Raw genomic sequence first — 24,303 nt, 5'->3', positions numbered from 1 at the left:
GAGGATTTTGTGACCTTCAAGCGCTTCTCCCCCCTCGGCTCGGTTTCCAGACGAGCCCAGCTCATCGCCGCCGCCTCCGGTCTGGTGACCGCCGTCGCGATTGCCGTCCCGGCGGCCGTCGCCGCGCCCGCCCCGGCCCCCCAGCCGACCGCGGCGCAGTTCGCCACCGCCAGCGCCGCCATCGCCGAAGCGGACGTCGCCGGTACGGCCTGGTACACGGACAAGGCCACCGGCAAGATCGTCCTCACCGTCGACAGCACGGTCTCGAACGCGGAGATAGCCACGATCAAGGACTCCGTGGGCGACGCCGCGGGCGTCACGGTCAAGCACACCCCCGGCAAGATCAACAAGCTCATCGCCGGCGGCGAGGCCATCACCACCAGCGGCAGCCGCTGTTCGCTCGGCTTCAACGTCCGCAGCGGCTCGACGTACTACGCCGTGACCGCCGGACACTGCACCAACATCGGCGCCTCCTGGAACATCGGCACCAGGGCCGGTACGAGCTTCCCGACCAACGACTACGGCCTCATCCAGCACTCCAACCCGGCTGCGGCCGACGGCCGGGTGTACCTGTACAACGGCTCGTACCAGGACATCACCTCCGCCGCGAACCCCTCCGTCGGCCAGAGCGTCCGTCGTAGCGGCTCGACCACCGGTGTCCACAGCGGTACGGTCACCGGCCTCAACGCGACCGTCAACTACGGTAGCGGCCAGATCGTCTACGGCATGATCCAGACCAACGTCTGCGCCGAGCCCGGCGACAGCGGCGGCGCGCTCTTCGCCGGCAGCACGGCGCTGGGCCTGACCTCGGGCGGCAGCGGCAACTGCTCCTCCGGCGGCACCACGTTCTTCCAGCCGGTCGTCGAGGCCCTCAACGCCTACGGCGTCAGCGTCTTCTAAGCGACACCCTCCCTCGGACCGCCCGACGGGCCGCGCACCTGGTGCGCGGCCCGTCGTGTCGTTGTGCCGTACCCGGGTGTCCCCCGGTGGCCGCGGGTGTCAACCGGTGGCCGCGGGTGTCAACCGGTGGCCGCCGCGGGCAGCGTGACCTCGAACCGGCAGCCGCCCGTCACGTTGCGCACCTCGGCCCGGCCCTCGTGCGCCTCCACGATGCCCCGGACGATCGCCAGTCCGAGGCCCGCGCCCGCGGGCGGGGTACGCGCCTGGGTGCCGCGCCAGCCGGTGTCGAAGACACGCGGCAGGTCCTCGGACGGGATACCGCCGCAGCCGTCCGTCACGGAGAGGACCACGGAGTCCGCGCGCCGTTCGGCCGCCACCGCGACCGTGCCGTCCGCCGGGGTCCGGTGGATGGCGTTGACCAGGAGATTGGCGAGGACGCGGGTCATCTCCTTGCCGTCCACCTCGACCGGTACGGCCTCCACCCGGCCCCCGACCAGCCGTACGCCGTGCTGCCTGGCGAGCGGATCGGCGCCCGCGAGCGCCTCGCCGACCAGGTCGTACGCCGACATCCGGGTCGGGGCGAGCGCCAGCGCCCCGGCGTGGATACGGGACAGTTCGAAGAGATCGCCGACCATCGAGTTGAGCCGCTCCACCTCGGCCCTGATCTGCCGGAAGTAGCGCTCCGGGTCCTGGACGACACCGTCCTCCAGCGCCTCGGACATGGCGCGCAGTCCGGCGAGGGGCGTACGCAGATCGTGCGAGATCCAGGCGACCAGTTCGCGCCGGGAGGTCTCCAGCGCCCGTTCGCGCTCCCGGGAGGCGGTCAGTCTGGCGCTGGTGGCCGCCAGCTCGCGCCCCAGCGCGGCGAGTTCGGCGGTGGAGGCGCCGCCGGGCGCGGCGAAGCTGCCGCCGTCGCCGAACGAGCGGGCGGCCAGCGTCAGATCGTGGCTGCGGGCGACCACCCAGCGCCCCAGCAGCAGCGCGGTGGCCAGCGAGACGACCGCGGCCATCGCCACGACCGTGGTGACGACGGAGAGGTCGTGGGCGGACAGGAACATCGCGCGGGCGACGACGAGCGTTCCCGCGAACATCGCGGTGACGGCCACGGCGGCGACGACGGTCAGGGCGACGGCGACCGAGCGGTCCCGCAGCAGCCGCAGGACCAGCGCGCCGAGCAGACCGGCGGCAGCGGCGCCGAGAAAGGCCAGCAGCGCGATCAGTGCCATGTCACGCACGGCGCCCCCGGCTCCCGTCGGCGGGTACCTGTGCGGGCGCGGGCACCTGTGCGGGCGCGGGCACGGCCTCCACGGAAGCGACCGGGTCGTCGGCCGGGGCCCGGTCGTCGGCCGGCACGTCGAAGCGGTAGCCCACGCCCCAGACCGTCCGGATCAGCCGGGGCCTGGCCGGATCGTCCTCGATCTTGCCGCGCAGCCGCCGTACATGCACCGTGACCGTCGACAGATCGCCGAACTCCCATCCCCAGACGTCGTGCATCAGCGTCTCCCGGCCGATCGCCAGGCCGGGATGGCGCATGAGGTGGGCCAGCAGATCGAATTCGCGGAGTGTGAGCGCGAGCGGCCTGCCGTCCTTGGTGGCACGGCGGCCGGCGGGGTCGAGGGCGATACCGGCCCGCCGCAGCTCGGGCTCCGCGGCCCCGGCCGCGCGCCCCTGGTCACCGCTGTGGCGACGCAGTACGGACTCGACGCGGAGCACCAGTTCCCGGGGGCTGAAGGGTTTGGTGACATAGTCGTCCGCCCCTATTTCCAGCCCGAGGATCCGGTCGTCCTCGTCGCCGCGCGCGGTCAGCATGATCACCGGAACGGGCGCGGTGGCCCGCAGCCGCCGGCACACCTCCAGGCCGTCCATACCGGGCAGCATCAGATCGAGCACCACCAGCGCGGGCGGGCCGGCGGCGGCGAGCCGCAGCGCCTCGGGGCCGTCGGCCGCCCGGTCCACGGAGAAGCCGGCCCGTTCCAGATAGCCGGTGACGACCTCGGCGACGGTCGGATCGTCGTCGACGACCAGGATGGAGTGCATACGTCCAGTCTCCTCGGGCGGTGGCCGGTGCACCGCCTCTCACCTCTTACGAAACCATGACGGCCACGGATCCCGGCATGTCCGATTCGTTCAAGACCCGCCCGGCCCGTGCTCCTACGGTGGGCGCATGACCACTGATCCCATGACCACTGATCCCCTGACCCCTGACCCCCTGACCCCTGATCCCGTGACCGCTCCGGGTGCACCGCGACTCGACGCCATCGGCCTGGTCGTCTCCGACATGGCCGCCTCGCTCGCCTTCTACCGCCGGCTCGGTGTGGACGTCCCCGCCGGCGCCGACGCCGCGCCCCACGCCGAGGCCACCCTGCCCGGCGGACTGCGGATCCTCTGGGACACGGAGGAGACCGTCCGCTCCTACGATCCGGGCTGGACCCGGCCGCAGGGCGGCGAGCGGATCGGACTCGCCTTCCTGTGCGCCGGCCCCGCCGAGGTGGACGCCACCTACGAAGCGCTGGTCGCGGCCGGGCACACCGGGCATCTCAAGCCCTGGGACGCGGTCTGGGGACAGCGTTACGCGGTGGTGCTCGACCCGGACGGCTGCGTGGTCTCGCTGTTCGCCAGCGCCGCGTAGGCACCGAGCGTGAGCCCGGCCAGCTCGCGGGTCTCCCGGGCGAGATGCGCCTGGTCGGCACAGCCCGCCGCGAGCGCCGCCGCGGCGAACGGCGCCCCGTCCCGTACGAAGGTCAGCGCGCGCTGGAGCCGCAGCACCCGCGCCAGGGTCTTCGGCCCGTAGCCGAAGGCGTCCAGCGAGCGGCGGTGCAACTGACGGGCGCCCAGGCCGACGGCGTCGGCGGTGGCGGCGACCGTACGGCCCGCTTCCAGGGCGTCGACGACCGCCCGGAGCAGCGGGTCCGGCGGTTCCGCCGCGGCGGCCCGGCGCAGCGCGACGGCTTCCAGGGCGGCGGCCGGGTCCTGAGCCGCCGCCAGCCGGGCCGTCAGCCGGCGCACCTCGGCAGGCGACCACAGGTCGGCCAGCTCCACGCGCCGGTCGCGCAGCTCGTGCGCCGGTACGCCGAGCAGCGCCGGCGCGGTCCCGGGCGCGAAGCGCACTCCGGCGCAGTACAGCCCGGCGATCCCCTCAGGCGCGTACGCGTGGGTGTCGGGCCCCGCGACCACCAGTCTGCCGCCGATCCACAGCAGGTCCATACAGCCGTCCGGCAGCACCGGATAAGGCGGGGAGTCGTCGTCGGCCCGCACCGTCCGCGTCCAGACGATCGCGCCGTCCAGCCGCGACGGCCGTTCCTCGTACATAGGGACCAGGCTAAAGCCTCGCCGCCCACGCGGATCAGGCCAAAGCCTCGCCGGGACGTGGGCCATTGATCCAGAATGGGCATGCGGCAGGTCCGGCAGGACGTGGGACGTTTCAATCGCGGGGGCGGCGATGACGGCACTGATGGAGTTCACGACGGACAGCGGTGCCACCGTCGTGGTCGAGGTCGACCGTGACACGCCGGGCGCCAGACCGGTGGCGCGCGGCAACTCTCTCGCACAGGCGGGCCACACCTTCGGCGAGGCGCTCCAGGGGATCCGCTCGGCCGCGGAATCGGCCCTCGCGGTGTTCCGGGACGGCTCGCTCAAGCCGGACGGTGTGGAGCTGGAGTTCGGGGTGAAGCTGGTGGCGGAGGCGGGGGCGGTGATCGCCAAGACCTCGGCCGAGGGCCATATGACGGTCAAACTCTCCTGGAACCCGGGCACGACCGGTGAGCCGGACGTGGCCTGTGAGCCGGACGCGGCCGTTGGTCCTGCGGTCGCCGGGGACTCCGGATCGGCGGGGAGTCCGGGAACGGCGGGCCGGTGACGCGCTCCCCGGCCTGGCACGCCAGGATCGACGCCGACGGGGCGGTGGGCTCCGGCTTCCTCATCGCCGACCGGACGGTACTGACGTGCGCCCATGTGGCGACGGGCGACCGGGCCTCGGTGGTGTTCCCCGGTGTGCCGGGGCTCGGCCGCTTACCCGCCAGGGTCGTGTTGCGGGGGCACACCTGGGCGGGCGGCGACCGCGACCCGGGCGATCTGGCCGTCCTGGAGCTGGACCGGCCGCCGGGCCTCGCTCCCGCGGCCTTCGCCCCGCTCGACGCGCCGTACGCCTCGCCCACGCCGAAGCTGGTGGCGTACGGCTTCCCCTACGGGTACGACGAGGAGGGCGTGCAGAGCGAATTACGCGCCACCTCCCGCCAGTTGATCCGCGACGAGTGGGCGCAGCTGGCGGGCTGGCGCGGATACGGGCAGGAGACCGACCACGGGTTCAGCGGCGCCGCCGTGATGCTGGAGGACACCGGCGCGGTGGCCGGGATGGTCGTCTCGCACGATCCGGTGAGCCACACCAGCCGGATGATCCCGGCCCGGATCCTCGCCCGGCACTGGGCGCCGCTCGCCGATCTCGTCCCCACCCCCGGCTATCCGACGGAGGAGAAGCGGAGACTGCGCGAGCTGGTGGCCCGCGCCGGCTTCCCCGGCTCCCACGGCTTCCCCGACCCGCACAGCTCCCCCGACTCCCACAGCTCCCCGGCCTCCCACGGCGCCTCCGGCTCCCCCGCCCTCGTCGGCGCCCTCGGCAGACTGCTGCGTGCCGCCGCCGGGCCCCTGGGCGTCGAGCCGCCGCCCGGTGAGCCGGGCAGCCTCTGGGAGGCGGTCTGGTATCTGCTGTCGGAGGCCGGGCGGCCGGAGCCGGGGGCGCTGCCGCTCGCCGAGCTCACGGTACGGCTGGCCGGGCTGGTCGGTGACGAGACGCTGGGCACGGAGCTGCGCGACTGGTCCCGCGCGCACCGCGCGCGGCACGATCCAGCGCCCGTGGCACCGCACGACGGGAGTCACGCGGCCGTGGGGATCATGAGCCACGCGCCACGGGTGCCGTACGCCACCGAGTACGCCGTGCGGCAGGCCGCCCCGTACACGTCGGCGCCGTACGCCACCGCACCGTACGAGGCCCCGCACACGAGCGCGCCCCACGCGACCGCCCCGTCCGTGGCCGTGGTCCCGGGACCCGCCGTCGCGATGCCGCCCGTCAGCTCCTCCCCCCGCCGCTGGTCGCCGATCCTCGTCGAGATCAAGCGCAGCGGGGCCGACCGCGGCGCGCTGCTGGTCGGGGTGTCCGCGTACCGCGACGGAGGACGGCGCCTGGTCGGTGAGGAGCGGCTGCCGGAGCGCGAGGTCCGTGCCTGGGTGCTGGACCGTATCGATGACGCGTTCGCCGAGATCGACACCGAGGGAAGAGAGCTGATCGCGTTCGCGCTGCCGCGCGCCTGGCTCAACAAGCCGGTCGACCGGTGGACCGCGCGCAAGGGGATGAGCACACCGCTGGGGTGTGTCGCCCCCGTGGTGGTGATGGACCATGACCGGCGGGCCAACAAGCGGCTCCAGTTCCGGCTGAAGAAGATGTGGGACGTGCTCGACCGGCAGCCGGGCTCGGCCGTCTACGGGGTCAACTGCGCGGGCACCGCCAGGCCCGAGTGGCTGACCGTACAACTCCAGGACGTGGCGGGCCCGGTGGGGCTGACCAGACCACCCAAGGGCCCCCGCGACCGGCTGCACACCGCGGTACTGGACGCCCCGGCCCCGATCGTGCTGTGGCCGCGCACGGGCTGCACCGACGGCGCGGCGTGCGGCGGCTCCTGCCGGGGTGCCGCGTTCCTGAACGCGCTGGCCGACCAGCTCTCCGTGCTGCCGCCCGGCGATCTGCCCGAGCGGATCTTCGAACTGCGCAAGAGCGCCTTCGGCCATGACGGACCCGAGCCGCACTGGGCCGCCGATCTCTCCTTCGTCTGGGAGGATCCGCGATGGTTCCCCGACGTCCCCCCGCTGACCCGGTCGCCTGTCGGCTGAGCCGGCAGCCCGACACCGCCGAAGCCGAGACCTGGAGAACGGAATGCCTCTGTGGCCCGTCTACACCGGAGCCGATGAACCGCACGACGGCATCGGGCGGTTGCCCGAGCCGCCGCCCTGGCGCGCCTTCGACGGCGGCCCCGTCATCGAGCCCCCCCAGGACGACCCGGCGCCCTCGCCGGACCGGGTGCACCGCGCGCGGGCGTACCGCGCGACGGAGGAGAGCGTGCAACTGGTCAACGCGGCGCTGTACTTGAGGCGCCCCCTGCTGGTGACGGGACCTCCGGGCAGCGGCAAGTCGAGCCTCGCGTACGCGGTGGCAAGGGAGTTGGGGCTCGGTCCCGTACTGCGCTGGAACATCACCAGCCGGACCGCCCTCGGCGACGGGCTCTACCAGTACGACCCGCTCTCCCGGCTCTACGCGGCGGGCCGGGGCCCGGAGAGCGGCGATCCGGAGCACACCAACATCGAGGACCATCTGCGGCTGGGCCCGCTGGGCACGGCGCTGCTGCCGTACGAGCGGCCCCGGGCACTGCTGATCGACGAGATCGACAAGAGCGATCTCGATCTCCCGAACGACCTGCTGAACATCCTGGAGGAGGGCCAGTACGAGATCCCCGAGCTGGTACGCGCCGCGCGCACCCGCACCACCGCGGAGGTGCTGGTCGCCGACGCGGACCGGCTGGTGGCGCTGGAACGGGGGCGGGTGCGCTGCCGCGCTTTCCCGTTCACCGTCCTGACCAGCAACGGGGAGCGGGAGTTCCCGCCGGCGTTTCTGCGGCGCTGCGTCACACTGGAGCTGAAGCAGCCGGAGGCGGCCCATCTGGAGGCCATCGTCCAGGCGCATCTCGGCCCGCTCGACGGGCAGGCACGGGAGCTGGTCCACCGGTTCCTCGAGCGGGGCAGCGGTGGCGAGCTGGCGACGGACCAGCTGCTCAACGCCATCTATCTGGCGAGGACTTCGGGGCTCGAAGCGCCGACGCGCGATGAGCTCGCGGACCGGCTGATGAGCTATCTGAGCCGGGCACCGGAACCCGATGACTTCTGACCGGGCGCTCTCCGGACCGGCCGCGCTGCGCGAGGTGCTGACGGCGGCGGGCGGCGACCCGCCGACCGGCAGGGAGCTGGCCGAGGTTCTCTGGCTGGCGACGCATGTACGGCCCGAGCCCGAGCAGGTTGCCGGGCGGGACTCCGAGGACGCCGGGCCGGACGCCGCGTCCGCAGCCGGGCCCGGGGACGTCCCTCCGCCGCCCGAGCCGGAGACCGCCCCTCCTACGGCCGTCCCCCGCGGGGAGGCCCAGAGCATGGGTCCACGGGGGATTCCCGGAGGGGCCATGCCGGTCCCCGGCTCCGGAGCCGCCCTCTCCCCGAACGGTCCGGACGGTCGGGTCGCCCTGTACCGCCTGGCGCCGCCCACCCTCAGCGGGCGGGCGGTGTCGCCCCCGGCTCCGGACGCGCGGTCCGAGGTGCTCGCCCCCGCCCCGCCGATGATCCCCCATCCGCTCGCGGTCCAGCGGGCGTTGCGTCCGCTGCGCAGGACCGTGCCGTCGACGCGCGCACGGGAACTGGACGAGACGGGCACCGCGCACCGCATCGCCGCGCTCGGCGCCCGGCGCGGCCAATGGCTGCCCGAGCTGCGGCCCGCACCGGAGCGCTGGCTCCATCTGGCGGTCGTCCTGGACTGCGGCCCGACGATGGCCATGTGGCAGCCGCTCGCGCGCGATCTGTACACGGCCTTCGGGCAGACGGGCGCGTTCCGCACGGTGGAGCTGGTACGGCTCGGCGCGGACGGTTCCGCACCCCCTCGGCAGTGGACCCCCGGGCGGACGATCGTGCTCGTCCTCAGCGACACGATGGGCCCGCAGTGGCGGCCGGAACTGTTCGGAGCGGCGGGGGCCGCCGGACGGCGGTGGTTCCCGACGCTGCGGCGCTGGACCCGTGAACTGCCGGTGGCCGTGGTCCAGCCGCTGCCGGAGCGGATGTGGCGGCAGACCCCGCCGGAGCCGGTGCCGGGGCTGTTCACGGCGGCCGGTCCCGGCGCCCCCACCACCGCGCTGCGCTTCACGCCGTACGACGGCGAGGCACGGGGCATTCCCGTGCCGGTGCTCGAACCGACGGCGGAGTGGCTCGGCCACTGGGCCGGGCTGGTGGCCTCACCCGCCGGAGCCGAATTCCCGGGCGCGGCGGCCCTGTTGCCCGCCGGACCAACGGCCGGTCGTTCCGTAACGCTCCGGGACGAGGACGGAGAGGGCGAGGCCGGCGTGATGTATCTGGACTTGTCGGCCAGGGAACTGGTGCAGCGCTTCCGCTCGGTCGCCTCTCCGCAGGCGGTCCGGCTCGCGGCCCATCTGGCGGTCGGCCCACCGCACCTGCCGGTGATGCGGCTCGTACAGGCGGCCGTCGAGGAGCGTCCGCAGCCGCAGCATCTGGCGGAGGTGGTACTGAGCGGCATGCTCACCGCCGTTCCGGGCCCCGCCGGTTCCTATGACTTCCGGCCCGGCGTGCGCGAACTGCTGCTCGGTGCGCTGCCGCGTACGGGGCTGGCCCGTACGGTCCACCTGCTCGAACAGGTGGGGGCCGTCATCGAGTCGCGCGCGGGCTCGGCGCCCGGTGAGTTCCGGGCACTGGTCGCCGGCGACGGCCGGGCGGGGTACGGCCGGGCGGCGGGCGAGCCGTTCGCGCTGGTGAGCCGGGAGAGCGTACGGCTGTTGCGAGGGCCCGAGCCGGAGAGCGGCGGGCGGGAGCTGGTCGGGCGCTACCGGCTGACGGAAGTCATCGGACGCGGTACGGACGCTGTGGTGTGGCGGGCGCGCGACCGCTATCGGGACCGGCATCAGGACCGGGACCGTACGGTCACCGTCAAGGTCTTCGACAGCCCGGGGGCGACGAGGGATTCCCTCGTGGAAAGGGCGCGGGCGGAGCACGAGGCCACCGCCCTGCTGCGGCACCCCGGTGTCGTGAAGGTGCGTGAGCACGGCGGGGACGGTGACGTCGGCTATCTGGTCAGCGAGGCCCTGGAGGGTCGAACCCTCGGCGAACTGCTGGTGGAGAACGGACACCGTCCGCTCCCCGTGGCCGAGATCATCGGCATCGCGGCACAGGTGCTCGACGTCCTCGCCCATGCCCGGAGGAGGGGCGTCCGGCCGGAGCCGCCGTCCCTGACGAACATCATGCGGCTGCGGGACGGGCTGGTGAAGCTCCGCGGGTTCCGGGGCGCTCCCCCGGACGACGCCTACGGCGAACTCCACGCCCTGGGCCGTGTGCTGTACGAACTCGCCACCGGCGTCGAGCCCTTCGGCGCCGTGAACGCCCTGCCGGCCCCGCTGGAGGCGGCGATCACGGATCTCCTCTCCGGCACCCCCGAGACCCGCCGGCGCGGCGCCGACGCGCTGAGGTCGGCCGTACCGGGCAGCACCTGGCAGTACGGCGTGCTGGGCCCGCTGAGGGCGATGCACGGCGGGCGCGACCGTACACCCGCCCCGCGCCACGCACAGATCATCCTCGGCAGGCTGCTGCTGGCCCGTGGCGAGCCGGTGTCCGACATCGAGCTGGGCCTCGCTCTGGGGGACGCGCCCTCGCTCCGGGACTCGCCCCTCGTCGGGAACGTGATCGACACCCTGCTCGACGACGGGCACGCCGTGGAGGGCCCCGAAGGCGACTACCGTCTGCGGCTGGAAACCGAGTTGGACCTCTCACTCGCCGAACAGCTGGCCGCCTCCGCCGCGCGTGCGGCGCGGGCGGGCGAGACCGGGCGCGCCGCCGGGCTGTACGACGCGGCGCTCGGGCACTGGTACGGGGAGCCGCTGGACGGTGTCGAGGGCGCCTGGGCGGAGCGGGAGCGCGAGCGATTGCGCGCGTGGCGCCGCACGCTGGAGGCGGCCCGCGCCGCACTGCCGGAACCCGGCACGGCGAGCCGGCCGCGATCCGGAACCGCGCCGGGGGCCGCACCGCCGAGCGGGCTCCGGTCCACCCCCGCCAGACCCGACCTCACGCCACCTCCCGACACCACGCCCCGGCCCGGCACCACGCCACCTCCCGAGGCCACGCCCGTCTCCCGGCCCTCCACCCCGCCCTCCTGGCTGCGCCGTCTGTTCGGCGGCGGCCGGACCACCGAGGACGACAACACGGAGACCTGGGTGGGCAGGGAGAACGACGACACCGAGTAGCCGGAGGGCTAGGGCGTGTTGCGAAAGTCCCGCCTGGCCCGCGACGCCCGGTACGCACGCTCGCCGCGTTGTCGGAGTCGTCCAAGTACGTCCAGTACGAGGACGATCCTCCGCCTTGCGATCGCACGCACCGGACGCCGCAGGCCCCGCCCTGCGGGCGGAAGGCGCTACTTTCGCAACACGCCCTAGCTCCCCTGGCCGTCACGCCCCTTGTCGCGGTTCTCCCGCACCCCGTGCAGCCCCGACCTCATCCGCGACTTCACATCGTCCGGCGGCAGGAACCTGGACCAGCGCTCCGGGAACTCCGACGGCATGTCCGGGTCGGTCACATCGTCGTCCTGCGGCCCGTCCGGTCCCTCCGCCGCGACCGCGCGGGCCACCAGCTCCGCCGCCTGGGCCGCGCGCAGCCGCTCATTGGCCGCCCGCGCCGCCGCGGTGGCGACCGACGGCCACACGCGGTCGATGGCGGCGTTGACCGCCGCGCCCACCAGCACCGCGAACGCCGAGACACCGATCCAGAGCAGTACGGCGATGGGGGCGGCGAGGGAGCCGTAGATGGTGGGGCCCTCGACCGTACTGGTCAGATAGATCCGCAGCAGGAAGCTGCCGAGCACCCACATCCCGAGGGCGACCAGACCGCCGGGAACGTCCTCGATCCAGCGCGACCGCGCCGGTACGGAGACGTGGTACAGCGTGGTGAGGAAGGCGATGGAGAGCAGGATCACCACCGGCCAGTACAGGACGCTGACGACCTCTGTGCCCCAGGGGATGAACTCCACGACCCGGTCGGGGCCGACCACGGCGAGCGGCAGGACCACCGCGCCGATCAGGATCGCCACGATGTAGAGCAGGAAGGCGAGCAGCCGGGTCGCGACGATGCCGCGCCGGCCGTCGAGCCCGTACATCACCGTGATGGTGTCGACGAAGACATTGACCGCCCGGGAGCCCGACCACAGCGCGATCGCGAAACCGAGCGAGATGACATCGGGCCGCCCGCCGTGCGTGATGTCGGCGAGCAGGGGTTTGGCGATCTCGTCGACACCGCGCTGCGAGAGCACCGTGCCGGCCGCCGCGAGGATGTTCCGCTCGATGGAAGCGACGGTGGTGGTGTTCGTCCAGTCGTCCACGTAGCCGAGCAGCCCGATGAGTCCGAGCAGCAGCGGCGGCAGCGAGAGGAGGGTGAAGAACGCCGCCTCGGCCGCGAGACCCAGGATGCGGTACTCGATGCACGAGTTGACGGTGTCCTTCAGCAGCAACCAGGCCATCTTCCGCTTGGATACGTCGCGATAGAGGACTCGGGCCCGGTGGAGTCGACCCGCTGGTCGCTCGGGTGTTTCTTTTGCTGCCTGCACCTCCTTACCGTATCGGCATGGCAGCCAGCACCCACACAGTGACCAACCAGGTTCCGCCCCTGGTGGGGTACGACGTCTTCAGCGCCGACCGTGCCCTGACCGAGGGCGTGGAGCGGCACAGCGCGCCCGCACTCCTCGACGAGACCCGTGCGGAGCTGACGGCCCTCGGCCGGGCCGCCGGATCCGCCGAGGCCCAGGAGTGGGGTGCGCTGGCCAACGAGAATCCCCCGAAGCTGCGCACCCATGACCGCTACGGGAACCGGATCGACGAGGTGGACTTCCATCCGGCCTGGCATCAGCTGCTGGGGCGCTCGGTCGGCACGGGGCTCACCGACGCCTGGGGCCGGCCCGGTGGCCATCTGCGCCGTGCGGCCGGCTTCTTCGTCTGGACGCAGGCGGAGGCCGGGAACGGCTGTCCTGTGTCGATGACCCACGCCGCGGTGCCCGCGCTGCGTACGGAACCGGCGCTCGCCGCCGAGTGGGAGCCGAGGCTGACCTCCCACCGGTACGAGCCGGGGCTGCGGCCCGCCGCGGAGAAGGCCGGCGCGCTCTTCGGGATGGGCATGACGGAGAAGCAGGGCGGCAGCGACGTACGGGCCAACACGACGCGGGCGGTGCCGCTGGACGCGGCCGGCGAGTATCTGCTGACCGGGCACAAGTGGTTCTGCTCCGCGCCGATGTGCGACGGCTTTCTCGTCCTGGCGCAGGCGCCCGGCGGTCTGACCTGTTTCCTCGTACCGCGCGTGCTGGCCGACGGCACCCGCAACGTGTTCCGTATCCAGCGCCTCAAGGACAAGCTGGGCAACCGCTCCAACGCGTCCGCCGAGGTCGAGTTCGACGCAACGTGGGCGCACCGGGTCGGCGAGGAGGGCCGCGGGGTGCGCACCATCATCGAGATGGTGGCGGCGACCCGGCTCGACTGTGTGGTGGGCTCGGCCGCGCTGATGCGGCAGTCGGTGGCGCAGGCGGTGCATCACGCCACGTATCGCGCCGCGTTCGGCGGTGAGCTGATCGACAAGCCGCTGATGCGCAACGTACTGGCCGATCTGGCGCTGGAGTCGGAGGCGGCGACGACGCTCGCGCTGCGGCTGGCGTCCGCGTACGACACCGTCCAGAACGGCGGCGACGGCGCGGACCGGGAGCGGGCCTTCCTGCGGCTCGCGGTGCCCGCGGCCAAGTACTGGGTGACCAAGCGCTGTACGCCGGTCGCGGCCGAGGCCCTGGAATGCCTGGGCGGCAACGGCTATGTGGAGGAGTCGGGAATGCCGCGGCTGCTGCGCGAGTCGCCGCTCAACTCGATCTGGGAGGGCTCGGGGAATGTGCAGGCCCTTGACGTGCTGCGGGCCCTCCAGCGCGAGCCCGAGGCGCTGAACGCCGTGCTCCGGGAGGTCGGCGAGGCACGGGGAGCCGATCACCGGCTGGACGGCGCGATCAAGGGGCTGCTGACCGAACTGGCCGATCTGTCCGGCGTGGAGGCACGGGCCCGGCGGCTGGTGGAGCGGCTGGCGCTGGTGCTCCAGGGCTCGCTGCTGGTGCGGTGGGCGCCGCCGGAGGTGGCCGACGCGTTCTGCGCCTCCCGGCTGGGCGGGGACTGGGGTACGGCCTTCGGCACGCTGCCCCCCACGCTCGATCTGGCGTCGGTCGTGGACCGGGCACGGCCGGGCGGGAGTTAGGGCGTGCCTTCAGAGTCCCGCCTGCTCGGCGGAGCCCGCCGGACAGGGCCGAGGCGCTGTCCGGCGGCAAGCCGGGGTGGCGCCGCGCCGACACGGCACCACCCCTGACTTGCTTTCACTTTCACGCGCTCACCCGCGGTCCGCCAGAGTTGCAGGCCGTTGCAAGCGGGTGCGCCGGATATCCGAAGCACCGCAGGTGACACGGGGGCCCGATGAAGGACGTACCGCTGAAGGACGACGCACCACTGAACGACAAGGACACACCACCGCACGACGTGCCGCTCGATCTGGCGCGGCTCATGGCCGTGGACGGTGCGCGGGCCGCTCGGCTGCTGCACCGGGTACGGGACGCCGCGCTCGCGGGCGAGCCGCCGCCGGTGGCTCCCCGGCCGGTGATCGAGGCGTCCTGGCGGCGGATGCTCGATATCGGGCTGGATCCCGACCGGTCCGCGAACGGTGTGCCGCTGGAGCCGGACGAGGTGGAGCGGCGCAGACGGGCCTCCGCGCTGGGCGAGGCGATGGACACGCTCAGCGGTGCCCTCCGCGAGATCGTCCACTCCTCGCGCCAGGTGATGGTGGTGACCGACGACGAGGGGTGGGTGCTGTGGCGGGAGGGCGGTGTCGCCACGCTGCGGCAGGCGGACGACGTCAGGCTCGCGGAGGGCGCCGCCTGGTCCGAGCGGGCCATGGGGACCAATGCGATCGGTACGGCGCTGGCGGTGCGCCGGCCGGTGCACGTCCACTCCGCCGAGCATTTCGTCCATGACCTGCACACCTGGACCTGTGCGGCGTCGCCGGTGCACGATCCGCGCGACGGGCGGCTGCTGGGTGTGGTCGATGTGAGCGGCCCGGCGACGGGCTTCCATCCGACGACGCTGGCGCTGGTCAGTTCCGTCGCCCGGCTCGCGGAGAGCGAGCTGCGCCAGCGGCACGGCCGGGCCGTGGAGCGGCTGCGTTCGGTGGCGGCGCCGATCCTGTGCCGGCTGGGGGGCCGCGCCCTGGCGGTCGACCCCGACGGCTGGACGGCGGCGGTGACGGGCATGCCGCCGGTGGACCGGCTGCCGCTGCCGAAGACGCTGCGCGCGGGCCGGCTCTGGCAGCCCTCGCTGGGCATGTGCACGGTCGAGCCGCTGCCGGGCGGCTGGCTCATACAGGTGGACGAGGAGTGTCCGCCCACCGAGACGCCCAGCCGGGTGGTGCTGGATCTGAGCCGCCCCCGGCGCTGGTCGGTCGCGGTGTCCGGGTCGGCGGGCGGCTGGGCGCAGGAGCTGACCCCGCGCCATGCCGAGCTGCTGTACATCCTGGCGGTGCACCGGGCCGGGCGCAGCGCGGCGGAGCTGGCGGGCGATGTCTTCGGCGACCCCACCAGGACGGTGACCGTACGGGCCGAGATGTCGCGGGTGCGGCGCCATCTGTCGGGCGTGCTGGCGCACCGGCCCTACCGCTTCAGCGAGGAGGTCGAGGTGGAGGTCGTACGGCCCGAGGACCCCGCCGATCTGCTGCCGCACTCGACGGCCCCCGCGGTGCTCGGCGCGCGGCGGCTGCCCTGTCCGTGACGCCGGTGGAACCTCAGCGTGCGGGGCCGCGTCCCGGAGTGTCCGGGCGACGTGGTTTTCTGTCCGGTATGAGCATCTCCGTGACCACCTGGTCCCTGGAACAGACCTCGCCCGACGATCTGCGGCCCGCCGCCGGGCCCGCGGGCGACGTGCGGATCGTACGGGCGGAGGTGCCGTCGGCGGAGTTCAGCCGGTTCCTGTACACGGCCGTCGGTGACGATGTGAGCTGGCGCGACCGGCTCGCGCTGACGCGGGAGCGGTGGCAGGAGGTCGTCGCCGCGCCCGGGGTGGAGACCTGGGTGGCGTACGAGCGGGGCACCCCGGCGGGGTACATCGAGCTGGCGGCTCAGGACGGGGCCACGGTCGAGATCGTCTACTTCGGGCTGATACCGGCCTTCCGCGGCCGGCGGATCGGCGGCCATCTGCTGTCGTACGGCGTGGCCAGGGCCTGGGACCTGGCCGAGCGGTGGCCGGGTACGGAGCCGACCAAGCGGGTCTGGTTGCACACCTGCTCGAAGGACGGGCCGTACGCCATGGACAACTATCTGCGCCGGGGCTTCCGGCTCTTCGACACCACGATCGAAGAGGAGCTGTAGACCAGGTCCTAAACCCGCCGGGCCCGTGACGGGCACCACACCGTCTTGCATCATGGGACACCTGAGTCCATATCATGGACAACAGTGGACTGCCCGGAGATCCGCGTGACACGCTTCCGTCATGTCCCGAGCTGGAATTGCCTTGGTGAGTCGGCTGCACGTCGACCTCGGCCGCATGTCCAGCGCCATCTGTCCGGCGGGCTGAGAGTCCCGGCACCGCCGCGATCCAGCGATCTTCCGCTGTCCTGAATTCTCTCTGAATCCTCAGCCGCGCACCGCCGCGCCCACGCGCGGGTGTGCGGCTCAGAGCCGCCCTCCTGCATGTCTCGAAGGACGTATCCGCCATGGCCGCCACCCCGGAAAAGCCCTCCAGCGCCACGCCACGCCGCAAGGTGAGCCGTCACCGCGGCGAGGGCCAGTGGGCCGTGGGTCACTTCACTCCGCTCAACGGCAATGAGCAGTTCAAGAAGGACGACGACGGTCTCCATGTGCGGGCGCGCATCGAGAACGTCTACTCCAAGGCCGGGTTCGACTCGATCGATCCCAACGACCTGCGCGGCCGGATGCGCTGGTGGGGTCTCTACACCCAGCGCAAGCCCGGGATCGACGGCGGCAAGACCGCGATCCTGGAGCCGGAGGAGCTGGACGACGAGTACTTCATGATGCGGGTACGGATCGACGGCGGCCGGCTGACCACCGAGCAGCTGCGGGTCATCGGCGAGATCTCGCAGGAGTTCGCGCGCGGCACGGCCGACATCACCGACCGGCAGAACATCCAGTACCACTGGATCCGGATCGAGGACGTGCCGGAGATCTGGAACCGGCTCGAAGCGGTGGGGCTCTCCACGACCGAGGCGTGCGGTGACACCCCCCGCGTGATCCTCGGTTCGCCGGTGGCCGGTATCGCCGAGGACGAGATCATCGACGGCACCCCGGCGATCGACGAGATCCAGCGCCGGATCATCGGCAACCCCGACTTCTCCAATCTGCCGCGCAAGTTCAAGTCCGCGATCTCCGGGTCGCCGTCGCTGGACGTGGCGCACGAGATCAACGACATCGCGTTCGTCGGGGTCGAGCACCCGGAGCACGGCCCCGGTTTCGACCTCTGGGTGGGCGGCGGGCTCTCCACCAACCCCAAGATCGGCCAGCGGCTCGGCGCCTGGGTGCCGCTGGACGAGATCCCGGACGTCTACACCGGTGTCATCTCGGTCTTCCGTGACTACGGCTACCGCCGGCTGCGCACCCGCGCCCGGCTGAAGTTCCTGCTCGCCGACTGGGGCGCGGAGAAGTTCCGCCGGATCCTGGAGGACGAGTACCTCAAGCGCGCGCTCGTCGACGGCCCCGCGCCCGAGCAGCCCGTACACCGCTGGCGCGACCACGTCGGTGTGCACCGGCAGCGCGACGGTCTCTTCTACGTCGGATTCGCGCCGCGCGTCGGCCGGGTGGACGGCGTCACGCTGACGAAGATCGCCGAGCTGGCTGCGGCTCACGGCTCGGGCCGGCTGCGTACCACCGCCGAGCAGAAGATGATCGTCCTCGATGTGGCGGAGGACCGGATCGAGTCGCTGGTGGCCGGTCTTGAGGCGCTGGACCTGCGGGTCGACCCGTCGCCGTTCCGGCGCGGCACGATGGCCTGCACCGGCATCGAGTTCTGCAAGCTGGCGATCGTCGAGACCAAGCGGCGCGGCGCCACGCTCATCGACGAACTGGAGCGCCGCATCCCGGAGTTCGACGAGCCGATCACGATCAACGTCAACGGCTGCCCGAACGCCTGCGCCCGTATCCAGACCGCGGACATCGGCCTCAAGGGCCAGCTGATGCTGGACAAGGACGGCAACCAGGTCGAGGGCTTCCAGGTGCATCTGGGCGGCGCGCTGGGCCTGGAGGCCGGATTCGGCCGCAAGGTCCGCGGTCTGAAGGTCACCTCCGAGGAACTGCCCGACTATGTCGAGCGGGTGCTCGGACGGTTCCAGAAGGAGCGCGAGGACGGCGAGCGCTTCGCCAGCTGGGCGGCGCGCGCGTCGGAGGAGGCGCTGTCGTGAGCGAGCGCGCGGCCCCCTTCTACTGCCCTTACTGCGGCGACGAGGACCTGCGTCCGAACGAGCAGGGACACGGCGCCTGGGAATGCGCGGCATGCAATCGCGCCTTCCAGTTGAAGTTCCTCGGGCTGCTGTCCCGTGGACTCCAACGGAGCGATGGAGGCGAAGAGATATGACAGCGCTGACGGAGACCGGTGATCCCCGTGCCCTCGCCGAGCGCGCGGGCCGCGCGCTCGAGGACGCCTCGGCCCTGGAGATCCTCACCTGGGCCGTCGACACCTTCGGCGAGCGGTTCTGCGTCACGTCCTCGATGGAGGACGCGGTGGTCGCCCATCTCGCCTCCCGGGTGCGGCCCGGTGTCGACGTGGTCTTCCTCGACACCGGCTACCACTTCCCCGAGACCCTCGGCACCCGGGACGCGGTGGACGCCGTGATGGACGTCCGGGTCATCACCCTCACCCCGCACAGGACCGTCGCCGAGCAGGACGCCGAGCACGGCCCCCGGCTGCATGACCGCGACCCCGACCTGTGCTGCGCCCTGCGCAAGGTCGCGCCCCTGGAGGAGGGCCTGACGGCATACGACGCCTGGGCCACCGGACTGCGCCGCGACGAGTCCCCGAGCCGGGCCGGCACCCCGGTCGTCGGCTGGGACGAGAAGCGCGGCAAGGTCAAGGTCTCCCCGATCGCCCGGTGGACGCAGGACGACGTGGACACCTATGTCGCCGAGCACGGTGTGCTCACCAACCCGCTGCTGATGGACGGTTACGCCTCCGTGGGGTGCGCCCCCTGCACCCGCCGGGTGCTGGAGGGCGAGGACCCGCGCGCCGGACGCTGGGCCGGACGTGCCAAGACCGAGTGCGGGCTGCACGGATGACGGGCCGTCAGGAGGAGGGACGTGCGAGCGTGACGGAGCCGACGGATGCGACGGGGACGGCGGACACGAAGGGGACAACGGAGCTGGGCGCGACGGTCTGGCTCACCGGACTGCCGAGCGCGGGCAAGACGACCCTCGCGAACGCGCTGGCGGACCGGCTGCGCGCCGAGGGCCACCGCGCCGAGGTGCTCGACGGCGACGAGATAAGGGAGTTCCTCTCCGCGGGCCTCGGCTTCAGCCGCGAGGACCGGCACATCAACGTGCGGCGCATCGGCTTCGTCGCCGAGCTGCTCGCGTCGAACGGCGTCAAGGCGCTGGTGCCGGTGATCGCACCGTACGCGGACAGCCGTGAGGCGGTGCGCGAACGCCATCGGACCGAGGGCACCGGGTATCTGGAGGTGCATGTGGCCACGCCGGTCGAGGTGTGCTCCGTACGCGATGTGAAGGGGCTGTACGCCAAGCAGGCGGCCGGCGAGATCTCCGGCCTCACCGGCGTCGACGACCCCTACGAGGCACCGGACTCGCCCGATCTGCGGATCGAGTCGCACACCCAGTCCGTCCAGGAGTCCGCCGCCGCGCTCCACGCACTGCTCACCGAGAGGGGTCTCGCGTGACCACCACCGTCGCCGCCGTCACCGAGGGCACCGACGCCCCGTACGCGCTGAGCCATCTGGACGCCCTGGAATCCGAGGCGGTGCACATCTTCCGCGAGGTGGCGGGCGAGTTCGAACGGCCGGTGATCCTCTTCTCCGGCGGCAAGGACTCGATCGTCATGCTGCATCTGGCGCTGAAGGCGTTCGCGCCCGCGCCGGTGCCGTTCTCACTGCTCCATGTGGACACCGGGCACAACTTCCCCGAGGTCCTCGAATACCGCGACCGTACGGTGGCCGCGCACGGACTGCGGCTCCATGTCGCGTCCGTGCAGGAGTACATCGACGCGGGGAAGCTGCGCGAGCGGCCCGACGGCACCCGCAATCCGCTCCAGACCGTGCCGCTCACCGAGAAGATCCAGGCCGAGCGGTTCGACGCGGTCTTCGGCGGTGGCCGGCGCGACGAGGAGAAGGCCCGCGCCAAGGAGCGGGTGTTCTCGCTGCGCGACGAGTTCTCGCAGTGGGACCCGCGCCGTCAGCGGCCCGAGCTGTGGCACCTCTACAACGGCCGGCACGCCCCCGGCGAGCATGTCCGGGTCTTCCCGCTCTCCAACTGGACCGAGCTGGACGTCTGGCAGTACATCGCCCGCGAGGGGATCGAGCTGCCGGAGATCTACTTCGCGCACGAGCGGGAGGTCTTCCCGCGCAGTGGCATGTGGCTGACCGCCGGGGAGTGGGGCGGCCCCAAGGAGTCCGAGTCCGTCGAGAAGCGTCTGGTGCGCTACCGCACGGTCGGTGACATGTCCTGCACGGGCGCCGTCGACTCCGACGCCACCACGCTCGACGCGGTGATCGCCGAGATCGCCGCCTCCCGGCTCACCGAGCGCGGCGCGACCCGCGCCGACGACAAGCTGTCCGAGGCCGCGATGGAAGACCGCAAGCGCGAGGGGTACTTCTAGCCATGACGAGCACGAGCACGGGTGACAGCGCCACGGAGCGGTTCGCGGAGCGGCTGTCGGCCACCACACTGCTGCGGTTCGCCACCGCGGGCTCGGTCGACGACGGCAAGTCCACGCTCGTCGGCCGACTGCTGCACGACTCCAAGTCGGTGCTGACCGACCAGCTGGAGGCCGTCGAGCACGCCTCCCGCAGCCGCGGCCAGGAGGCACCCGACCTGGCGCTGCTCACGGACGGGCTGCGGGCCGAACGCGAGCAGGGCATCACGATCGATGTCGCCTACCGCTACTTCGCCACGCCCCGGCGGCGGTTCATCCTCGCCGACACCCCCGGGCATGTGCAGTACACCCGGAACATGGTGACCGGAGCCTCCACCGCCGAGCTGGCCGTGGTGCTCGTGGACGCCCGTAACGGCGTGGTCGAGCAGACCCGCCGGCATGCCGCGGTGGCCGCCCTGCTGCGGGTCCCGCACGTGGTCCTGGCCGTCAACAAGATGGACCTCGTCGAGTACGCGGAGCCCGTGTTCGCCTCGATCGCCGAGGAGTTCACGGCGTACGCCGCCTCCCTGGGCGTCCCGGAGATCACCGCGATCCCGATCTCCGCGCTCACCGGTGACAATGTGGTGGAGCCGTCCGCGCACATGGACTGGTACGGCGGCCCGACCGTGCTGGAGTATCTGGAGACCGTCCCGGTCAGCCATGACCTGGCCGGGTGCCCGGCGCGCTTCCCGGTGCAGTACGTGATCCGCCCGCAGAGCGCCGAGCACCCCGACTACCGCGGCTACGCGGGCCAGATCGCCTCCGGGGTACTGCGCGTCGGCGACCCGGTGACCGTCCTGCCCTCGGGCCGTACGAGCACGATCGAGGGCATCGACGCGCTGGGCGTCGGCGTGGGCGCGGCCACCACCGTGGACCTCGCCTGGGCTCCGCAGTCCGTGACCGTCCGGCTCGCCGACGACATCGACGTCTCGCGCGGCGATCTGATCGCACCCACCGCGCACCTGCCCGTCACGACCCAGGATGTCGAGGCGACCGTCTGCCATGTCGCCGACCAGCCGCTGACCGTGGGCCAGCGGGTGCTGCTGAAGCACACGACCCGTACGGTCAAGGCGATCGTGAAGGACATCCCGTCCCGGCTGACGCTGGACGACCTCTCCCAGCATCCGGCCCCGGGACAGCTCGTCGCCAATGACATCGGGCGGGTGAAGGTCCGTACCGCCGAGCCGCTCGCGCTCGACAGCTACGCGGACTCCCGGCACACCGGCTCCTTCCTGCTGGTCGACCCCGCCGACGGAACGACACTGAGCGCCGGTATGGCGGGCGACGCCTTCGCCGCCGCCGCGCCCGACACCGTGCCCGCCGTCGACGACGAGGGCTGGGACTTCTGATGACACCCGGACAGGACCTGACGGTCCACGACGTCTACGCGACGTTCGCGAAGGAGGGCGGCCGGGTCGGCAGCGGCGCCCTCGGCGCGGGAACGGGCGGGGTGGCGCGATGTGCGCGATGACGTACGCGCACCGCATGCGCGCCCGCACCCCCCACCCGCTTCACCTGTACGACCCGTTCCGCCGAAAACCCGCCGACTTCCCGGCCGCGCCCCCGACTCCGTAGAAAAGGGCGTGAGCACCGGGCCAACGAGAGGACCCCCTCCCGTGCCTGTCTCCCGCACCACCGCCCGCCGCAGACTCACCGCCGTGGCCGCGCTGCCGCTGCTCGCCGTCGCGCTCACCTCCTGCGGCTACGGCTCCGAGGCCGACAAGAGCGACACCGCCTCCCCGGCCGCCGAGGGCAAGGCGCTCTCCGCCGACACGGTGAAGATCGGTTACTTCCCGAACCTCACCCACGCCACCGCCCTCGTCGGTATCCAGGAGGGTCTCTTCCAGAAGGAGCTGGGCGGTACGAAGGTGGCGCCCTCGACCTTCAACGCGGGCCCCTCCGAGATCGAGGCCCTCAACGCGGGCAGCATCGACATCGGCTTCATCGGCCCCTCTCCGGCCATCAACGGCTACACCCAGACCGGCGGCAAGAGCCTGCGCATCATCGGCGGCTCCGCCTCGGGCGGGGTCAAGCTCGTCGTCGACCCGGCGAAGATCAAGACCCTGGACGACGTCAAGGGCAAGAAGATCGCCACCCCGCAGCTGGGCAACACGCAGGACGTGGCGTTCCTCAACTGGATATCCGAGAAGGGCTGGAAGGTCGACGCCCAGTCCGGCAAGGGCGATGTCTCCGTCGTCCGTACGGACAACAAGATCACCCCGGACGCCTACAAGTCCGGTTCCATCGACGGCGCGTGGGTGCCGGAGCCGACCGCGTCCAAGCTCGTCGCGGACGGCGCCAAGGTACTGCTGGACGAGTCGGATCTGTGGCCGGACAAGAAGTTCGTGATCACGAACATCATCGTGTCGCAGAAGTTCCTCGGCGAGCACCCGGACGTGGTCGAGGCCGTACTGCGCGGCTCCGTGAAGACCAACGAGTGGATCAACGCCAACGAGGACAAGGCGAAGGCGTCCGCCAACGAGGCGCTGAAGACGCTCTCCGGCAAGGCACTGCCGCCCGAGGTCCTCGACCCGGCGTGGCAGTCGATCCAGATCACCAACGACCCGCTGGCCGCGACGCTCCAGGCGGAGGCCGATCACGCGGTCAAGGCCGGGCTGCTCAAGAAGCCGGACCTGAACGGCATCTACGACCTGGGGCCCCTCAACAAGGTGCTCAAGGCCGCGGGTCAGCCCGAGGTGGCCGACGCCGGTCTCGGCGCCAAGTAGGCCAGGACCAGGACCGCATCCACCCGTTCCCAGGAGGTGACGACCATGGCCACCACGTTCGCCAAGGCCGCCGAGAGCACCCCGGCGGTGGACCACGCCGCCCGTATCGCGCATGTCTCGAAGTCCTTCGTGACACCGGCCGGGCAGCAGCTCGTCCTGGACGACATCACGCTCGATGTCGCGCCGGGCGAGTTCGTCACCCTCCTGGGAGCCTCAGGATGCGGTAAGTCGACCCTGCTCAATCTGGTCGCCGGGCTCGACCGGCCGTCCGCCGGGTCCATCGAGACACCCGGCGGCCGGCCCGCCCTGATGTTCCAGGAGCACGCGCTGTTCCCGTGGCTGACCGCGGGCAAGAACATCGAACTGGCGCTGCGGCTGCGCGGCGTGCCCAAGCAGGAGCGGCGCGGCGAGGCGGAGCGGCTGCTCGGTCTCGTACGGCTGGAGGGCTCGTACGGCAAGCGGGTGCACGAGCTGTCCGGCGGGATGCGGCAGCGGGTCGCGCTGGCGCGCGCGCTCGCCCAGGACAGCCGGCTGCTGCTGATGGACGAGCCGTTCGCGGCGCTCGACGCGATCACCCGGGACGTCCTGCACGACGAGCTGACCCGGATCTGGCGCGAGACAGGTCTGTCGGTCCTCTTCGTCACACACAACGTGCGCGAGGCGGTACGGCTCGCCGAGCGCGTCGTCCTGCTGTCGTCGCGCCCCGGCCGGGTGGCCCGCGAGTGGCGGGTGGACATCCCGCAGCCGCGCCGTATCGAGGACAGCGCCGTCGCGGAGCTGTCGGTCGAGATCACCGAAGAACTGCGTGGGGAGATCCGCCGCCATGGCCAGCACTGAGACGACGCGGAAGGACACGTCGCCGGGGGACGCGGCGCGCGAGGACACGTCGCCGGGGGACACGGCGCGCGAGGACACGTCGCCGGGGGACACGGCTCCGGCGGACGCCTCGCCGCACG

At 72.4% G+C, this 24,303-nt stretch carries 23 protein-coding genes; 19 read left to right on the top strand and 4 right to left on the bottom strand.

Annotated features, from left to right (window positions below; all coding sequences use genetic code 11):
* The first annotated feature begins 9 nt into the window (after positions 1–9).
* Entirely contained in the window at positions 10–900 is an 891-nt protein-coding gene (locus tag CU044_RS14100; RefSeq protein WP_129768902.1) for a S1 family peptidase, read from the top strand.
* 119 nt (positions 901–1,019) lie between these two features.
* Here the strand turns inward: CU044_RS14100 and CU044_RS14095 are convergent, their stop codons facing one another.
* Both CU044_RS14095 and CU044_RS14090 read right to left on the bottom strand, forming a co-directional pair.
* Positions 1,020–2,135, bottom strand: coding sequence for a HAMP domain-containing sensor histidine kinase (locus CU044_RS14095; RefSeq protein WP_129768901.1), 1,116 nt, complete (start codon positions 2,133–2,135; stop codon positions 1,020–1,022).
* Positions 2,128–2,937 (bottom strand): response regulator transcription factor, encoded by an 810-nt coding sequence (locus tag CU044_RS14090; RefSeq protein WP_193563968.1) that lies wholly within the window; start codon positions 2,935–2,937, stop codon positions 2,128–2,130. Before CU044_RS14090 ends, CU044_RS14095 begins: the two co-directional genes overlap by 8 nt.
* A 241-nt stretch (positions 2,938–3,178) precedes the next feature.
* Here CU044_RS14090 and CU044_RS14085 point away from each other — a divergent pair, with 241 nt between their 5' ends.
* Positions 3,179–3,529, top strand: coding sequence for a VOC family protein (locus CU044_RS14085; protein ID WP_240045583.1), 351 nt, complete (start codon positions 3,179–3,181; stop codon positions 3,527–3,529).
* Here the strand turns inward: CU044_RS14085 and CU044_RS14080 are convergent.
* The gene (locus tag CU044_RS14080) at positions 3,469–4,209 is read right to left on the bottom strand and encodes a DUF6597 domain-containing transcriptional factor (protein WP_129768900.1); all 741 of its coding nucleotides are present in this window, start codon (positions 4,207–4,209) and stop codon (positions 3,469–3,471) included. The two genes, CU044_RS14085 and CU044_RS14080, sit on opposite strands and share 61 nt — an antisense overlap.
* Before the next feature lie 130 nt (positions 4,210–4,339).
* Here CU044_RS14080 and CU044_RS14075 point away from each other — a divergent pair, with 130 nt between their 5' ends.
* From CU044_RS14075 to CU044_RS14060, 4 genes are read left to right on the top strand one after another with little or no spacing between them, the layout of a single operon-like run.
* Positions 4,340–4,756, top strand: a complete 417-nt coding sequence (locus CU044_RS14075; protein WP_129768899.1) for a CU044_2847 family protein — start codon at positions 4,340–4,342, stop codon at positions 4,754–4,756.
* On the top strand, positions 4,753–6,780 hold the full coding sequence (locus CU044_RS14070; RefSeq protein ID WP_129768898.1) for a trypsin-like peptidase domain-containing protein: 2,028 nt from the start codon (positions 4,753–4,755) through the stop codon (positions 6,778–6,780). Before CU044_RS14075 ends, CU044_RS14070 begins: the two co-directional genes overlap by 4 nt.
* A gap of 43 nt (positions 6,781–6,823) precedes the next feature.
* The gene (locus CU044_RS14065) at positions 6,824–7,828 is read left to right on the top strand and encodes a MoxR family ATPase (RefSeq protein WP_129768897.1); all 1,005 of its coding nucleotides are present in this window, start codon (positions 6,824–6,826) and stop codon (positions 7,826–7,828) included.
* Positions 7,818–10,946 carry an SAV_2336 N-terminal domain-related protein gene (locus CU044_RS14060; protein WP_129768896.1) on the top strand — a complete coding sequence of 1,043 codons (3,129 nt, stop codon included), beginning with the start codon at positions 7,818–7,820 and terminating at the stop codon, positions 10,944–10,946. The genes CU044_RS14065 and CU044_RS14060 overlap by 11 nt, the downstream gene beginning before the upstream one ends.
* Before the next feature lie 185 nt (positions 10,947–11,131).
* Here the strand turns inward: CU044_RS14060 and CU044_RS14050 are convergent, their stop codons facing one another.
* Complete coding sequence (locus CU044_RS14050; RefSeq protein ID WP_129768895.1) at positions 11,132–12,298, bottom strand: YihY/virulence factor BrkB family protein; 1,167 nt, start codon at positions 12,296–12,298, stop codon at positions 11,132–11,134.
* A 17-nt stretch (positions 12,299–12,315) separates the two neighbouring features.
* On the opposite strand from CU044_RS14050, the gene CU044_RS14045 reads away from it, so the two are divergent.
* From CU044_RS14045 to CU044_RS14000, 13 genes are all read left to right on the top strand, one after another.
* Positions 12,316–13,971, top strand: a complete 1,656-nt coding sequence (locus CU044_RS14045; protein ID WP_129768894.1) for an acyl-CoA dehydrogenase family protein — start codon at positions 12,316–12,318, stop codon at positions 13,969–13,971.
* Positions 13,972–14,270: 299 nt separating this feature from the next.
* Entirely contained in the window at positions 14,271–15,527 is a 1,257-nt protein-coding gene (locus CU044_RS14040; RefSeq protein ID WP_240045582.1) for a helix-turn-helix domain-containing protein, read from the top strand.
* A gap of 68 nt (positions 15,528–15,595) precedes the next feature.
* Complete coding sequence (locus CU044_RS14035) at positions 15,596–16,123, top strand: GNAT family N-acetyltransferase (protein WP_129768892.1); 528 nt, start codon at positions 15,596–15,598, stop codon at positions 16,121–16,123.
* A gap of 121 nt (positions 16,124–16,244) precedes the next feature.
* The gene (locus CU044_RS40190; protein WP_326614601.1) at positions 16,245–16,328 is read left to right on the top strand and encodes a putative leader peptide; all 84 of its coding nucleotides are present in this window, start codon (positions 16,245–16,247) and stop codon (positions 16,326–16,328) included.
* A 139-nt stretch (positions 16,329–16,467) separates the two neighbouring features.
* Positions 16,468–18,165, top strand: coding sequence for a nitrite/sulfite reductase (locus tag CU044_RS14030; protein WP_129768891.1), 1,698 nt, complete (start codon positions 16,468–16,470; stop codon positions 18,163–18,165).
* Positions 18,162–18,338: a hypothetical protein gene (locus CU044_RS38575; protein WP_165371890.1), complete on the top strand. Its 177-nt coding sequence runs from the start codon at positions 18,162–18,164 to the stop codon at positions 18,336–18,338. The genes CU044_RS14030 and CU044_RS38575 overlap by 4 nt, the downstream gene beginning before the upstream one ends.
* Positions 18,335–19,036 (top strand): phosphoadenylyl-sulfate reductase, encoded by a 702-nt coding sequence (locus tag CU044_RS14025; RefSeq protein ID WP_129768890.1) that lies wholly within the window; start codon positions 18,335–18,337, stop codon positions 19,034–19,036. Before CU044_RS38575 ends, CU044_RS14025 begins: the two co-directional genes overlap by 4 nt.
* A gap of 29 nt (positions 19,037–19,065) precedes the next feature.
* A complete protein-coding gene (gene cysC, locus CU044_RS14020) occupies positions 19,066–19,650 on the top strand; it encodes an adenylyl-sulfate kinase (protein WP_240045574.1) in 585 nt (194 codons plus the stop codon).
* Positions 19,647–20,585, top strand: a complete 939-nt coding sequence (cysD, locus tag CU044_RS14015; RefSeq protein ID WP_129768888.1) for a sulfate adenylyltransferase subunit CysD — start codon at positions 19,647–19,649, stop codon at positions 20,583–20,585. The genes cysC and cysD overlap by 4 nt, the downstream gene beginning before the upstream one ends.
* A gap of 2 nt (positions 20,586–20,587) precedes the next feature.
* Positions 20,588–21,970 (top strand): GTP-binding protein, encoded by a 1,383-nt coding sequence (locus tag CU044_RS14010; protein ID WP_129768887.1) that lies wholly within the window; start codon positions 20,588–20,590, stop codon positions 21,968–21,970.
* Complete coding sequence (locus tag CU044_RS40025) at positions 21,970–22,092, top strand: hypothetical protein (RefSeq protein WP_275670190.1); 123 nt, start codon at positions 21,970–21,972, stop codon at positions 22,090–22,092. Before CU044_RS14010 ends, CU044_RS40025 begins: the two co-directional genes overlap by 1 nt.
* Before the next feature lie 145 nt (positions 22,093–22,237).
* Positions 22,238–23,347, top strand: coding sequence for an aliphatic sulfonate ABC transporter substrate-binding protein (locus tag CU044_RS14005; protein WP_129768886.1), 1,110 nt, complete (start codon positions 22,238–22,240; stop codon positions 23,345–23,347).
* Positions 23,348–23,392: 45 nt separating this feature from the next.
* On the top strand, positions 23,393–24,184 hold the full coding sequence (locus CU044_RS14000) for an ABC transporter ATP-binding protein (RefSeq protein WP_129768885.1): 792 nt from the start codon (positions 23,393–23,395) through the stop codon (positions 24,182–24,184).
* The last annotated feature ends 119 nt before the right edge of the window (positions 24,185–24,303 follow it).

It is taken from the genome of Streptomyces sp. L-9-10 (genome assembly GCF_004151105.1).
Lineage (GTDB): Bacteria > Actinomycetota > Actinomycetes > Streptomycetales > Streptomycetaceae > Streptomyces.
Note: the sequence above shows the minus strand (reverse complement) of the source record. Positions and strands in the feature narration are given on the sequence as shown.

What these genes read in the sequence shown, in the direction of transcription:
- CU044_RS14090 (WP_193563968.1), bottom strand. Translation starts at nt 2,937, where the DNA reads ATGCACTCCATCCTGGTCGTCGACGACGATCCGACCGTCGCCGAGGTC.
- CU044_RS14085 (WP_240045583.1), top strand. Translation starts at nt 3,179, where the DNA reads ATGGCCGCCTCGCTCGCCTTCTACCGCCGGCTCGGTGTGGACGTCCCC.
- CU044_RS14080 (WP_129768900.1), bottom strand. Translation starts at nt 4,209, where the DNA reads ATGTACGAGGAACGGCCGTCGCGGCTGGACGGCGCGATCGTCTGGACG.
- CU044_RS14075 (WP_129768899.1), top strand. Translation starts at nt 4,340, where the DNA reads ATGACGGCACTGATGGAGTTCACGACGGACAGCGGTGCCACCGTCGTG.
- CU044_RS14065 (WP_129768897.1), top strand. Translation starts at nt 6,824, where the DNA reads ATGCCTCTGTGGCCCGTCTACACCGGAGCCGATGAACCGCACGACGGC.
- CU044_RS14060 (WP_129768896.1), top strand. Translation starts at nt 7,818, where the DNA reads ATGACTTCTGACCGGGCGCTCTCCGGACCGGCCGCGCTGCGCGAGGTG.
- CU044_RS14045 (WP_129768894.1), top strand. Translation starts at nt 12,316, where the DNA reads ATGGCAGCCAGCACCCACACAGTGACCAACCAGGTTCCGCCCCTGGTG.
- CU044_RS14040 (WP_240045582.1), top strand. Translation starts at nt 14,271, where the DNA reads ATGGCCGTGGACGGTGCGCGGGCCGCTCGGCTGCTGCACCGGGTACGG.
- CU044_RS14035 (WP_129768892.1), top strand. Translation starts at nt 15,596, where the DNA reads ATGAGCATCTCCGTGACCACCTGGTCCCTGGAACAGACCTCGCCCGAC.
- CU044_RS40190 (WP_326614601.1), top strand. Translation starts at nt 16,245, where the DNA reads ATGTCCCGAGCTGGAATTGCCTTGGTGAGTCGGCTGCACGTCGACCTC.
- CU044_RS14030 (WP_129768891.1), top strand. Translation starts at nt 16,468, where the DNA reads ATGGCCGCCACCCCGGAAAAGCCCTCCAGCGCCACGCCACGCCGCAAG.
- CU044_RS14025 (WP_129768890.1), top strand. Translation starts at nt 18,335, where the DNA reads ATGACAGCGCTGACGGAGACCGGTGATCCCCGTGCCCTCGCCGAGCGC.
- CU044_RS14010 (WP_129768887.1), top strand. Translation starts at nt 20,588, where the DNA reads ATGACGAGCACGAGCACGGGTGACAGCGCCACGGAGCGGTTCGCGGAG.
- CU044_RS40025 (WP_275670190.1), top strand. Translation starts at nt 21,970, where the DNA reads ATGACACCCGGACAGGACCTGACGGTCCACGACGTCTACGCGACGTTC.
- CU044_RS14000 (WP_129768885.1), top strand. Translation starts at nt 23,393, where the DNA reads ATGGCCACCACGTTCGCCAAGGCCGCCGAGAGCACCCCGGCGGTGGAC.